Origin of the sequence: Amycolatopsis sp. CFH S0740, assembly GCF_004522315.1 — a bacterium.
GTDB classification, from domain to species: Bacteria; Actinomycetota; Actinomycetes; order Mycobacteriales; family Pseudonocardiaceae; genus Amycolatopsis; species Amycolatopsis nivea.
Map to the genome: position 1 here is coordinate 100,413 of NZ_SDLS01000018.1, position 12,392 is coordinate 112,804.

Sequence of the window (12,392 nt, forward strand, 5' to 3'; positions counted from 1 at the left end):
GAGCACCGGCCGTTTCAAGGCAGGAGTCAGCGCGACGGAGCCAGCCCGCGCACCTGCACCGCGAGTACGGGCATGGTCAGCCCGTTGTCCACAGAGGACTGCTTCAGCCCTTCTTCCCGAGGGCTGCCAGTTCCCGGTGAATCCACTCGACCTGGGTGCGCATGAGGTTCTCCGCGACCTCCTCGGCCTGCGGCGTCATGTGCGTCGCGCCCGCGAGCGGCAGGAAGCCGTGCGCGCGGCCCTTCGCCAGCAACGCCGAGGAAAGCCGCAGCGCGTGCGCCGGGAAGACGTTGTCGTCGGCGAGGCCGTGCACGATCAGCAGCGCCCGTTCGAGCGAACCGGCACTCGCGATGAGCGAGTTGTGCTCGTAGCTTTCCGGTTCGTCGTCCGGCTTGCCGAGGTAGCGCTCGGTGTAGTGGGTGTCGTAGAGCGACCAGTCGGTGACCGGCGCGCCCGCGACCGCCGCGTGGAACACGTCCGGCCGCCGCAGCACGGCGAGCGCGGAGAGGTAGCCGCCATAGGACCAGCCGCGGATCGCGACCCGCTCGAGGTCCAGTTCGGGGTACGCCGCGGCGGCCGCGTGCAGGGCGTCGACCTGGTCGGCCAGGGTGACGTCGGCGAGCTTGCCCGCGATCTCCTTCTCCCACGCCGGTCCGCGCCCGGGCGACCCGCGACCGTCCACGACCAGCACGGCGAAACCCTGGTCGGCAAGCCACTGCGGGGTGAGGAAAGCGTTGCGGCTCTGGAGAACCCGCTGCGCGTGCGGGCCGCCGTACGGGTCGAGAAGGACCGGCAGCTTGCCCTCGTCGGGCTCGTAACCGCGCGGCAGCACCAAAGCCGCGCGCAGCTGACGTTCGCCGAGAGTGAGCCAGGTCAGGTTCGGGACGATCTCCGGGTCCACAGTGGACGATTCGATCGACCCCGCCTCGGCGCCGTCCCGCAGCACGGTCACCTTCGGGCCGCTGTGGTCGAGACTCCACGAGGAAAGCACCGTGAGAGCCGCGCTTCCCGAACCGACGTGCACACCGTCCGTTGTGGACAGTCGCCGCACCTTGCCGTCTTCGGTGCGATACAGGTGGATCTGCGTCGGGTCGTTTTCCGAGGCGGTGAACAGGATTTCCTCGCCGACGTGCAGCACCATCCGCAGCTGCATGCCGGGCGGCGTGATCGGTTCGCCGTCCACCAGGAGCCGGTGATCGCCGTCCGCCGCGCTCTCCACCACCAGCTTGCCGTCCGCGGTCCACGCGGGCACGCCCTGGAAGATCTCGACCCAGTGCTCGTCGGTCTCGGTGTGCACCTCGGCGACCGAACCGTCGGACGGATCCAGCGCGAGCACCGTCAGCCGCTTCTGGTCCCGCGGCTGCACGGCCAGCAGCGGCTGCCCGCCCGCCGACCAGTGCACCGTGACCAGGTACTCCCAGTCGCCTGGCGCCACGTCGACGCGGCTGCCGTCCAGGCTCAGCACGGCCAGCGACACCTCGGCGTTCGGCGAGCCCGCCGCCGGGTACGCCACGACGTTCGCCGGCTGCTGCGGGTTCGCCGGGTCGCCGATCGTCCAGCGCGGCACCGGGCCGCGGTCCGCGCGCTCCACGATGACGCTGCGCCCGTCCGGCGCCCACCAGTAGCCGCGCGTGCGGTCCATCTCCTCGCCCGCGATGAACTCCGCGAGCCCCCAGGTGACGTCCTCGTCGTCCTCGCCGACGAGAACGCGGTCTTCGCCGGTCGCCAGTTCGATCACGTGCAGCCGCCGCTCGCGCACGTACGCGACGTGCGTGCCGGTCGGGTTCGGCCGCGGGTCGATCACGGACCCGTCGACCAGGATGCGCGTCTCGCCGGTCGCGAGGTCGAGCGTGTACAGCTTGCCCGACAGCGTAAACGTGACGACGGTGAACGCGTCGTCCACGCCGAAGGCCACCACGCCGCCGCCGGTCTCCCGGGCCCGTTCGCGGCGCGCCCGCTCCTCCGGCGGCAGGTCCTCGTCGCCGGACACCAGTTCGGCCGCGTCGATCAGCTTCGTCTCCTCGCCGGTCGCGAGGTCGAACGACCACAGGCTGTGCCGCGGGTCGGTACCGGTGGCGCTGCGCAGGAACAGCACCCGCGAACCGTCCGGGGCGACCCGGAACTGCTTGGGCGCGCCGAGAGTGAACCGCTGGGTGCGGGCCTGCTGGCGGAGGAACGGAACGTCGTCGAGTGCAGAATCGGTCACGACCAGCACTCTTTCAGATGATCAGCCGGACACGCCAACACCCTGCAGCGCGGCCCGCTGCTCTTCGACGTCATAGGTCGGCTCCGGGAACTGCGGGTCCATGTCGGTCAGCGTCTCGACCAGCAGCTCCGCAACTGCCCAATTCCGGTACCACTTGCGGTCGGCTGGCACGACGTACCACGGAGCGTGCGCGGTCGACGTGCGCTTCAACACGTCGGCGTACGCCTTCTGATACGCGGGCCACTGCCGTCGCGCCTCGATGTCCGACGGGTCGAACTTCCATCGCTTCTCGGGCCGGTCCAGCCGCGCGGTGAGCCGGCGAAGCTGCTCCTCCGGCGAGATGTGCAGGAACACCTTCACCACGGCGGTGCCGCTGTCGGTCAGCTCCTTCTCGAACGCGTTGATCTGCGTGTAGCGCTTCCGTCGCTCGGCCGCCGAGAGCTGGCCGAGCACGCGCGGCACGAGCACGTCCTCGTAATGCGAGCGGTCGAACACGCCGAGGTGGCCCGGCGACGGGAGCTTCTTGCGGATACGCCACAGGAAGTCGTGCTTCAGCTCGGCGGCCGTCGGCTTCTTGAACCCGGCGTACTGCACGCCCATCGGATTCACCAGGCCGAGCACGTGCCCGACGGTGCCGCCCTTGCCGGAAGTGTCCATGCCCTGCAACACGAGCAGCACGCTGCGGGCGCCGCCGCCGATGCCCTCCGCGTACAGCGCCTCCTGCAACCCGGCGAGCTGTTCCCCGGCGGACTCGAGTTTCTTGCCGCCCTTCGCCTTCTTTTCCGGCCCCACCGGCGACGAAGCCGGGTCCGGCAGCTCGCCGCCCGCCCGGAGCGCGTCGCGGACCCGGTTTCCGTTCTGCTGCTTCTTCGCCATCCCGGGACGATAACCGCGGGCGCCGACAATCCCGGGGACCTCTCCGCCGGTGTCATCCGGTCGAGCGAGCGGCGCAGCGAATCGCCGGCAAGACCCCTCGATTGCGCAACGAACGACGGGGGAAAGCAACGTTTCCCGGCTGAACTCCCCGCGAACGGCCTCTAGCCTGAACGCATGACAGCGTCCGTCCAGCCTGCCGGCACCGCGCGTCCCTCCTCCTCCGACGGCTTCATCGCGCTCGACGAGCAATGGAGCACGCACAACTACCATCCGCTGCCGGTCGTGATCGCCGAAGCCGAGGGCGCTTCGGTGACCGACGTGGCCGGCAAGTCCTATCTGGACTTCCTGTCCGGCTACTCCGCGCTCAACTTCGGCCACCGCAACCCCGAGCTGATCGCCGCCGCGACCGAGCAGCTGGGCCGCGTCACGCTCACCTCCCGCGCCTTCCACCACGACCAGCTGGGCCTGTTCTGCCGCGAGCTCGCCGAGCTGACCGGCACCGAGATGGTGCTGCCGATGAACTCCGGGGCCGAGGCCGTGGAGTCCGCGGTGAAGGTCGCGCGCAAGTGGGCGTACCAGGTCAAGGGCGTTCCGGCGGGCACGGCGGAAATCGTGGTCGCGGCGTCGAACTTCCACGGCCGCACCACCACCATCGTCTCGTTCTCCGACGACGAAACCGCGCGCGCCGACTACGGCCCCTTCACGCCGGGCTTCGTCCAGGTGCCGTACGGCGACGCCGAAGCGTTGAAGGCAGCCATCACGCCGCGCACCGCAGCAGTGCTGATGGAGCCGATCCAGGGCGAGGCAGGCGTCGTCGTGCCGCCCGAAGGGTTCTTCGCCGCGGTGCGACGGCTGTGCGACGAGAACAACGTGCTGATGATCGCCGACGAGATCCAGTCCGGTCTCGCCCGCACCGGCACTGTGCTGGCGCTGGAGCACGAAGGCGTCCGCGCTGACCTGTACACGCTGGGCAAGGCCCTCGGCGGCGGCATCGTCCCGGTGTCGGCGGTGGTCGGCAGCCGCGACGTGCTGGCCGTGCTGAAGCCCGGCGAACACGGCTCGACCTTCGGCGGCAACCCGCTGGCTTGCGCGGTCGGCCGCGCCGTGGTGCGGATGCTGCAGACCGGCGAGTACCAGAAGCGATCCACCGAACTCGGCGCGCACCTGCACGAACGGCTGGCGAAACTGGTCGGCGACGGCGTGTCGGAGGTGCGCGGACGCGGTCTGTGGGCAGGCGTCGACATCGCGCCCGGCGGTCCGACCGGACGGGAGGCGTCCGAGGCGTTGGCCGGGCTGGGCGTGCTGTGCAAGGAAACGCACGACCGCACGCTGCGCGTCGCGCCGCCGCTGGTGATCACCGAAGCCGAACTGGACCGCGGCGTCGACGCGATCGCCCAGGTCGTGCGCGGCTGACCTGCTCGGTGACCGCCGTTTTCCGGGCGGCGGTCACCGGGTGGGCATCACCGCGACCGTCGACCCGTCCGGCGAAGCGGTCACCTCGATGCCGCGGCCGTACTCGTCCTCGACGGACGTGGTCAGGCTCCACGTTCCGTCGTTTTCCCTGAGCGCCACCGAAATCTTGTCGCGAGGAAAGCCGGGCATGCGCTCGTCCACCTTCGCGAGAATCGCGGGCAGCGCCTTCGGGGACAGCTGCGACAACGCGAACAGCGGTGCGCCCGGATCCGGCTGGATCGGCGAGGGCCGGTGTTCGACGAGACGGCCGCGATACCAGTCGTAGTCGTCCGAAGTGCCCGGCCCCGGGCCAGGCACTTGGAACTCGACGTGGTCGGTCCGGATGATCGCCTCGTACGCTTCTTGACGGCCGCTCAGCTTGGTCAGCAACTCGGCGACCTGCCGGAAACCGTTCTCCGTGAACGCGTCCGAGGTGAGCGCCGGTACGCCCTTCGCGTCCGCGACCAACTGGCGGTCGCTGTCGTTGGCCGACCGGACTGTCATGGTGATCCCGACGTCCTCGCGGCGGATGCTCACGCGAGCGTCCGCCGGGTCGCCCCCGAAACTCGCGACGAGGCCGGGGATCGCGGCGAAATCGACCTCGTTCGCGGCGAATTGCTTGTCCGGCTTGCCAGTGCTGATCGAGTCGCGTTTGACCGTGCCGCCGCGATAGCTGAGGTACGCCCCAGGAACGGTGGCGCGCAGCTGGTCCGATTCCACTGTCAGGTCATCGAAACGCTCACTCTCGGCGGACAGTTTCGCCACTCCAGCGCGCAAATCTTCCGCAGTGAACAGGTTCGGCGGGGAGAGAAGCTGACCGAGGACGTCGTCACGGATAGGCACCAGCAGCGCCGCCGCGATGACGACCGCGCTCACCACCGCCATCGCCAGCCGTCCGACGGCATTCCCTTGCCGCGCTTCGGGTTCCGGCGTGCGCTCGTCGCCGATGACCCCGACCTGCCACGGCCGCTCAGTCCATTCCCGCGGCGGATCGGCATCCACCACGACCACCCCGGCGTACCGCGGACTCTGCTTGACCACGACGACCGTGCCCGGCTGATACGCCGCGGACCGCACCGGATGGATCAACTCCCGAGCCGTCGCCCGGTACGCGGCCTCGTTCGGCGGCGCGACGACCAGCTTCAACTCGGTCACATAGGCGTCGTTGACCTGCGTCCCGGTCGTCTCCAGTCGTTCGATCTTGGCGAGCGCACGATCGCCGTGCTTCTGGACGAACCGCCTGCTCTGCGGGGACGCGGTCCCGTGCAGCGACCGGGCGATGCTGCCGAGGATCAGCACCATGATCGTGAGGCTGACGCCGACCGACCCGGCCGCGATATACCAGCCGTAACCGAGGACGAACCCGCCGATCACGCCCGCGATCGCGAGCCCGAGCGGCACCGCGTACCCCAGCCGCAGGAACCGGATCAGCCGGATCACCGACGACCGCCGCGGTTCGGGTGAATTGAGCACAATGGGTGTTTACTGCACTCCGCGTGAAGACACCAGAGGTAATGCTCACACAGAGTGTCCGTTCAGGCCGAGGTCACCTCGACGCCGCTCAGCGCGTTGTTGTCCTGCTGCTGCCCGTCGCCGCCCGGCACCGTCGGGATGTCGCCGGTGCTGAGACCGGACAGGTAAAGCCCGGCCTCGGCACCGGCTTCCGCGGACTGCCGTTTGCGGCGCGCCGTTTCGATCCTCGTCACCACGACCTGGCGAGCGCCGCCGGGCAGCTGCACCACCGCGTTCGCGCCGACCTGGACCGTGCCGTCGGTGACCGTGCCGGTGACCACGATGCCCCGCGTCGGGATCTGGTAGATCTCGGAGATCCGGAAGCGGAACGGGCCGGACGGGGTTTCGGCCGGACGGCGCGAGAACAGCGACATGGGACAAGCATCGCATCACGGCGGTTACCCGGCGCTCACCGGCTGGCCGCCGCGTGGACTGCCGCAGCCAGCCGGTCGTGTTCCGGATAGGACCAGGTCGCGGAGAACTGCCGCCGCGTGTACCCGAACGCGATGCCGCTGCGCGGATCCACAAAGGACTCGGACCCGGCAGATCCGTTGTGCCCGAACGCATTCGCGCTGAGGAACGGATACCGCAACCCCTTCGCCTGAAACCCGAGCGCGTACTGGCCCGCATCCCCGGTCACCAGGTCGCGGCCGGCGGAATGAAGCATCGCGAACTCGCCGAGCGTGCCGGGTTCGAGCAGCGGCGGCCGTCCGTCCAAACCGGACACCGCAGCCGCGTACAGCCCAGCCAGCCCCCGCGCGCTGCCGACCCCACCAGCGGAAACCTGCCCGAGCGCCCGCACCTGCCGCGTGTTGACGAACGCCACCTGATCAAGCGGCGGCGTCGAATCGAGCCCGTAGCCGATGCCGCCCAAGCTGTACGGACTCGGGACGTACGCCTGGAACGCCGCGAGTTCCTCGGCGCTGGCCTCCCCCGCCAGCACCTCGCGGTACCGGTGATCCTCCTGTTCGGGCAGTCCGAGGTACAGGTCCAAGCCGTACGGCTCCCTGATCCGCGTCTCGAAGTGCTCCTGCACCGACCGCCCGGTGACCCGCCGGACCACCTCCGCGACGATCGAGAACCCGGCGAATCCGCTGTAGCCGTAAGCAGACCCCGGCCGCCAGAACGGCCGCTGCCCGGCCAGCCGTCGCGCGATCACCCGATCGTCCGCGAGCTCCTCGGCGGACAGCCCGCCGTCCGCCCCGATCACGCCGGAACGATGGGTCAGCACGTCGCGCACCGTGATCCCGCCCTTGCCCGCAGCGGCGAACTCCGGCCAATGGCGCGCGACCGGCTCGTCCAGGTCCAGCACGCCGTCCTGCACGAGCAACGCCACCACCAGCGTGGTCGCCCCCTTGGCCGAGGAATAGACGCCGGTCAGCGTCTCGCCCGTGACGTCGCCCGCCCAGAGATCAACCACCAGCCGCCCGTGCACACGGACCGCCAACTGCACGCCCGCACTCGCCTCAGCCGCGGTGACGAACTCCTCGCGAACCTCCTCGAAGCCGTCCGCGACAGTCCCGTGGATTTCGGTGTCCCCCATCAGCCCTCCAATCAGTGTCGAAAGAAGGACCCGCGCGCCGCGGTGAATGTGACTAGGCTCCGATCTGTGACCGCCAGGCGGACTCTCGCCCTCTTCGCCGCGCTCTGCGCGCTCGCCACGCTTGCGTTGGGACTGCTAGTCGCCCCCTACGCACCGGGCACAGTGGACCAATGGACCGAGAGGCACGCCTCGACGCTGAGCCCGGCCCTGCTCAACACGCTTGTGCTGCCCACCGAGCCGTACGTGCTCATCCCAGCCGTCGTCGTCATCGCCGGCATCTGCCTCTACCAACGCAATCGCCTGGACGCACTACTCGCCGTGGCAGGCCCACTCGTCGCCATCGCGCTGAACAGCTGGGCGCTGAAACCCGCCTTCGACCGCTGGAAAGGCGGCACGCTCGCCTACCCCAGCGGCCACACCGTCAGCCTGCTAGCCGTGCTGACCGTCATAGTGCTGCTGGTGCGGTTCAAGGCTGTCGCCGTTGCGGTCGGCGCAGTGCTGGTCTGCTGCGCAGCCATCGGCATGATCGGCCTCGGCTACCACTACCTGACCGACATCGTCGGCGGCGTCTGCTTCGCCCCCGCAGTGGTCACCGCGCTGCGGGCGGCGCTGTCACCGCGTCGCGCGCGAGAGCCGTCAACCGGCTGATCGCACGCAGGTACTTCTTGCGGTAACCGCCGTTCAGCATCTCCTCGCCGAACAGCTCGGGCAGCGGCACGCCGGACACGACCACCGGAATCGCCCGGTCGTACAGCCGGTCCGCCAACGCGACCAGCCGAAGCCCGACCATCTGGTCCGGCACCGGCGTCACGTGCTTGAGGTGGACCCGCCGCACCCCGTCGAGCAGCTTCCCGTAGCGCGAGGGATGCAGGCGCTCGAGATGCGTCATCAAGGCGCTGAATTCGTCCACAGTGGACCCTTCGTGCGCGGCCGCGGAAGCGTCGATCTCCTCGTCGCTGACCGGCGGAGGCGCATCCGGCAGCCCGCGGTGCCGGTAGTCGGGCCCGTCGACGCGGACGACGCCGAACCGCCGCGACAACGCCTGGATCTCGCGCAGGAAGTCCTCCGCCGCGAACCGCCCCTCGCCGAGCTTGTCCGGCAGGGTGTTGGAGGTCGCCGCGACGTAGACGCCCGCGTCGGTGAGCTCCTGCAGCAGCCGGCTGACCAACGTGGTGTCGCCGGGATCGTCGAGCTCGAACTCGTCGATCGCCAGCAACCGGTGCTCGGAGAGCCGCGCGACCGCGTTGGCGAACCCCAGCGCGCCGACGAGATGCGTCAGCTCGACGAACGTCCCGTACGCCTTGGGCCCAGGAGTCTCGTGCCACGTCGACGCGAGGAGGTGGGTTTTGCCGACGCCGAAGCCGCCGTCGAGGTAAAGCCCCATCGGCCCGTCCGGAATCGCCGCCCCGCCGCCGAAGAGCGACCGCAGCCGGGACTTTTTGGCCTTCGCCGCCCCGATCCGCGAAGCGAACGCAGAACACGCTTCGACCGCGGCCGCCTGGCTGGGCTCGTCCGGGTTGGGCAGGTAAGTGGAAAACCGAGCCTCGCCAAACCGCGGCGGCGGCACGAGGGACGCGATCAGCTCGTCGGCCCCAAGCTCGGGAAACCGGTCGGTCAGCGCAGCTGCGGGCATGGTGGAAGAGCCTATCCGGACGGCCCCGGCCCCTTGGGCGCGCCTCGACCGGGCCGGGAAGGGCAAATCCGCCGGTCGGAGCCGCCTTCGGGCGCAGAGGGGGCCGGTGAGGCGGGATGCGTGTGGTGACTGTCACCGCGGTGCCGCGCTGGTCAGGGCTCCGGCACCGGGTCTGGCTTGCGCTGCGGGGGCGGGTGGCGAAGTGGCTCGGTGCGGCGCTGCGGCACTGGAGCAGCGGTGTGACCAGACCGGCGCGAGCGGCGAGGCCACCCGGCACCGCGGCACCGGCCCGAGGCGCGTGACCAGACCAGCGCGAGCGGCGAAGTGGCCGGGCACCGCGCTGAACCGAGCCGCGCGCGGCCTGGCGGACGGCGAGGGCCCCGCAGCACCGGAGCGATGGATCGGGGTGTGCGACCAGACCAGCGCGAGCGGCGAGGTCGCCCGCCACCGCGGCACTGGGATCGAGGTGTGCCACCGCCCCGGCGCGAACGGCGAGGCGGCGGCCGTTCCGCTGTGCTGGAGCGGGCTGCGTCGCTGGTCCGGCAGGAGCGGCGGATCGTGGCGGGCGAGGTCGGTCATCGGCGTGCGGGGCAGCAGCGCTTCCGCCGAGGCAGCCATCGCGCGAGGGTCAGTAGGTGGGCTGCCGGTCGGATGCGGTGCGTCGCGGGGCGGGCCGGGCTGGCTGGCGACTCACCCATTCGAGGGATGCCGCGTGAGTTTTCGCCCGGTCGGGAGGTCCTTTCGGAGGGCACGTCTCCGGCGCCGCGGGCCGCTCGCGGTGACACTGGACGCGCCATGTCCGCATACAGGGAGCGAGGAACCATGCCGAGCACGAACCGGCCCGATGTGCCTACTGCTGTCCCGTCTTCCGCGCTGGCGGCGGCTGACCAGACGGACACCGCGGGGCGCACCACGATCTCGTCGCTGGTCGTGCAGAAGATCGCGGTGCTGTCGACGCGCGAGGTCGCCGGGGTGCACGCGCTCGGCGGCGGGGTGTCGCGGGCGATCGGGGCCATCCGGGACCGGATCCCGGGGTCGGGCGCGACCTCCACCGCGGGCGTCTCGGTCGAGGTCGGCGAGAAGCAGGCCGCGATCGACCTCGATGTCGTCGTCGAGTACGGCGCGCGCATCGCGGAGGTCGCCCGCGACGTGCGGCGCAACGTCATCACCTCCGTCGAGCAGATCACCGGGCTCGAGGTGATCGAGGTCAACATCGCGGTCAACGACGTCCACCTGCCCGGCGAAGAGGACGAACCCGAGTCGAGCCGGGTCGAATGACCTCGTGACCGACCGGTGCGTCGGCTGCGGCACCCGCCCACGTCCGGTCCCAGGGGCACAGGCCGGGCGGCGGTCCTGAAGCACCGCGTGAGCCACAGCCGCGAAAACGCCCGCCAAACCGAACACGGGCAGCACCAGCAATCACCGCAGCACAGACATCCCAGGAGGGCGCACGTTGAACGCTACGCAGACCGGGATCCTCGCCGGGCTGATTCTCGGCCTGGCCGCCACACAGGGATTCACCGCTTTCCTGGTGACCTTCGCGGTCGGCATCATCGGGCTCGTGGTCGGCCGGGTCCTCGACGGCGAGCTCGACCTCGGCGACCTGTTCGGGAAGGGCCGAGACAAGTGACCCAGGCGGTCGAGGCAGGGCCGTCCCGCAACGACCTTCCGGAGCCCGCCGAGCGCGGTTCGCTGACCATCGCGCACGCCGTGGTCCGCAAGGTCGCGCAGCACGCCGCCGACCAGGTGCCCGGGACGATGCGCACTGAGCGCCGCGTCGCGGGGGTCAGCACCGGGACCACCGGTGCCTCCGCGAAGGTCGGCGGCTCGGACAACGACGTCGAGCTGTCCCTCGATCTCGCGTTGCGTTATCCGGCACCGGTGCGCGAGGTGACCGGGCAGGTGCGCGAGAAGGTCGTCGAAGAGGTCGAACGCATCACCTCCTATCACGTGCGTTCGGTCGCGGTGACGGTCACCGCGTTGCTGCCGGACGTGCCGCCGAGGGTGCGATGATGCGCATCCTCGTCCGTCTTCTGTCCACGCTGCTCGGCCTGGCCGTCGCGGCAGGTGGCGCACTGCTAGCGCTCGAGGTCGGGTGGGCCTGGTGGCAGCCTGACAAGGAACCGCTGGTCGTGCCCTGGCCGCGGTGGAAAGCCGCGATCGCCGAGCTGGACTGGACCAGCACGCCAGTGCGGCTCACCGCGGGAATCGTCTTGCTCGCCGGGCTTGTGCTCCTGCTGCTGGCCCTCGGCGCAGGCGACCGCGCGGTGCGGATGACCGATCCTGCTGACGGGATCACCGTCAACACCTCGCCGCGAGCTCTCGCGCGCTTGGTCGGGCTGGCGGTGCGCGCGGAGGACAACGTGCGCGGCGCGTCCGTGACGGCCAGCTCCCGCCGGGTGCGCGTGCGCGCGACAAGCCGGTTGGAAAACGAGGAACAGCTGCGGCCGCGGCTGTTGGAAACCGTCGCGGGGGTGCTGGACGACCTCCCGCTGCAGCGTCGTCCGAAGGTGTCCGTGGTCGTCGACTCTCCGAAGGACCGGTGATGAGCGCTTCCGCGGCGCGTCGCGCGCAAGGCCGTTCGTACGGCACCGAGCGCACGCTGACCTCCTTGGTCGGTGTCCTCGGTGTGCTGGCTGGTGCCGGAGCGCTGGTGGTCGGCATGGGGTGGCTCGGGCAGTTCCGCGGGCACCGGCCGGTACTCGACCCGATCGCGGTCGGCTGGCTCGGCGACCACGCGCTGTACGCGCGGATCGGTGCAGTAGTGCTCGGGCTGCTGCTGCTCGTGTTCGGCCTATGGTGGTTTTTCCGTTCGCTGCGCCCGGAACGCCGTCCGGACCTGAAGCTCGACGAGACGATCGGCGCGGAGCTGACTGTCACGGCCGGAGCGCTGGCGAACGCCGTGCAAACGGACGCGGAGAGCGTTGACGGGGTTACCCGGGCTCGCGTCCGTTCGGTGGGCACCGTGGCCGATCCGGCGTTGCGGATCACGCTCTGGCTGGCCGAGGGCGCGGAAGTCCGGCGGGTGTGGGAAGACCTCGACGCGTACGTGCTGACGAGGGCCAGGGAATCGCTCGGCGTCGAGACCCTGCCGACCGCGGTCCGGCTCGAACTCGACACGACCGGCTCGGCACGCGTGCGCTGATCCCGCGTTTCGCCCAGAATGCCCG

General features: G+C 70.4%; 14 protein-coding genes. 7 read left to right on the forward strand and 7 right to left on the reverse strand.

Annotated features, from left to right (window positions below; genetic code table 11):
* Positions 1 to 103 precede the first annotated feature (103 nt).
* Complete coding sequence (locus EIZ45_RS27670; RefSeq protein ID WP_134666361.1) at positions 104 to 2,206, reverse strand: S9 family peptidase; 2,103 nt, start codon at positions 2,204 to 2,206, stop codon at positions 104 to 106.
* Positions 2,207 to 2,227: 21 nt separating this feature from the next.
* Positions 2,228 to 3,082 carry a PPK2 family polyphosphate kinase gene (locus EIZ45_RS27675; protein WP_134666363.1) on the reverse strand — a complete coding sequence of 285 codons (855 nt, stop codon included), beginning with the start codon at positions 3,080 to 3,082 and terminating at the stop codon, positions 2,228 to 2,230.
* 174 nt (positions 3,083 to 3,256) lie between these two features.
* On the opposite strand from EIZ45_RS27675, the gene rocD reads away from it, so the two are divergent.
* Positions 3,257 to 4,495 (forward strand): ornithine--oxo-acid transaminase, encoded by a 1,239-nt coding sequence (rocD, locus tag EIZ45_RS27680; protein ID WP_134666365.1) that lies wholly within the window; start codon positions 3,257 to 3,259, stop codon positions 4,493 to 4,495.
* 33 nt (positions 4,496 to 4,528) lie between these two features.
* Here rocD and EIZ45_RS27685 read toward each other — a convergent pair whose 3' ends face one another.
* The 3 genes from EIZ45_RS27685 to EIZ45_RS27695 form a co-directional block, all read right to left on the reverse strand.
* Positions 4,529 to 6,007 (reverse strand): hypothetical protein, encoded by a 1,479-nt coding sequence (locus EIZ45_RS27685; protein WP_134666367.1) that lies wholly within the window; start codon positions 6,005 to 6,007, stop codon positions 4,529 to 4,531.
* 62 nt (positions 6,008 to 6,069) lie between these two features.
* Positions 6,070 to 6,420, reverse strand: a complete 351-nt coding sequence (locus EIZ45_RS27690) for a hypothetical protein (protein WP_134666369.1) — start codon at positions 6,418 to 6,420, stop codon at positions 6,070 to 6,072.
* Positions 6,421 to 6,455: 35 nt separating this feature from the next.
* Positions 6,456 to 7,589, reverse strand: a complete 1,134-nt coding sequence (locus EIZ45_RS27695; RefSeq protein WP_134666371.1) for a serine hydrolase domain-containing protein — start codon at positions 7,587 to 7,589, stop codon at positions 6,456 to 6,458.
* 66 nt (positions 7,590 to 7,655) lie between these two features.
* Between EIZ45_RS27695 and EIZ45_RS27700 the strand changes: the two genes are divergently transcribed.
* Positions 7,656 to 8,237: a phosphatase PAP2 family protein gene (locus EIZ45_RS27700; protein WP_240690768.1), complete on the forward strand. Its 582-nt coding sequence runs from the start codon at positions 7,656 to 7,658 to the stop codon at positions 8,235 to 8,237.
* On the opposite strand, the gene zapE is transcribed toward EIZ45_RS27700, so the two are convergent.
* Together zapE and EIZ45_RS27710 are read right to left on the reverse strand one after the other, a co-directional pair.
* Positions 8,179 to 9,222 carry a cell division protein ZapE gene (gene zapE, locus EIZ45_RS27705; protein ID WP_134666375.1) on the reverse strand — a complete coding sequence of 348 codons (1,044 nt, stop codon included), beginning with the start codon at positions 9,220 to 9,222 and terminating at the stop codon, positions 8,179 to 8,181. The genes EIZ45_RS27700 and zapE overlap by 59 nt on opposite strands.
* A gap of 132 nt (positions 9,223 to 9,354) precedes the next feature.
* Entirely contained in the window at positions 9,355 to 9,840 is a 486-nt protein-coding gene (locus EIZ45_RS27710; protein ID WP_134666377.1) for a hypothetical protein, read from the reverse strand.
* Positions 9,841 to 10,044: 204 nt separating this feature from the next.
* Here EIZ45_RS27710 and EIZ45_RS27715 point away from each other — a divergent pair, with 204 nt between their 5' ends.
* The 5 genes from EIZ45_RS27715 to EIZ45_RS27735 all read left to right on the forward strand — a co-directional run bounded on the left by EIZ45_RS27715 (position 10,045) and on the right by EIZ45_RS27735 (position 12,367).
* Positions 10,045 to 10,500, forward strand: a complete 456-nt coding sequence (locus EIZ45_RS27715; protein ID WP_037819023.1) for an Asp23/Gls24 family envelope stress response protein — start codon at positions 10,045 to 10,047, stop codon at positions 10,498 to 10,500.
* A gap of 175 nt (positions 10,501 to 10,675) precedes the next feature.
* The gene (locus tag EIZ45_RS27720) at positions 10,676 to 10,852 is read left to right on the forward strand and encodes a hypothetical protein (protein WP_009075692.1); all 177 of its coding nucleotides are present in this window, start codon (positions 10,676 to 10,678) and stop codon (positions 10,850 to 10,852) included.
* Positions 10,849 to 11,235, forward strand: a complete 387-nt coding sequence (locus EIZ45_RS27725; RefSeq protein ID WP_037819025.1) for an Asp23/Gls24 family envelope stress response protein — start codon at positions 10,849 to 10,851, stop codon at positions 11,233 to 11,235. Before EIZ45_RS27720 ends, EIZ45_RS27725 begins: the two co-directional genes overlap by 4 nt.
* Positions 11,235 to 11,768 carry a DUF6286 domain-containing protein gene (locus EIZ45_RS27730; protein WP_134666379.1) on the forward strand — a complete coding sequence of 178 codons (534 nt, stop codon included), beginning with the start codon at positions 11,235 to 11,237 and terminating at the stop codon, positions 11,766 to 11,768. The genes EIZ45_RS27725 and EIZ45_RS27730 overlap by 1 nt, the downstream gene beginning before the upstream one ends.
* On the forward strand, positions 11,768 to 12,367 hold the full coding sequence (locus EIZ45_RS27735; RefSeq protein ID WP_134666381.1) for an alkaline shock response membrane anchor protein AmaP: 600 nt from the start codon (positions 11,768 to 11,770) through the stop codon (positions 12,365 to 12,367). The genes EIZ45_RS27730 and EIZ45_RS27735 overlap by 1 nt, the downstream gene beginning before the upstream one ends.
* The last annotated feature ends 25 nt before the right edge of the window (positions 12,368 to 12,392 follow it).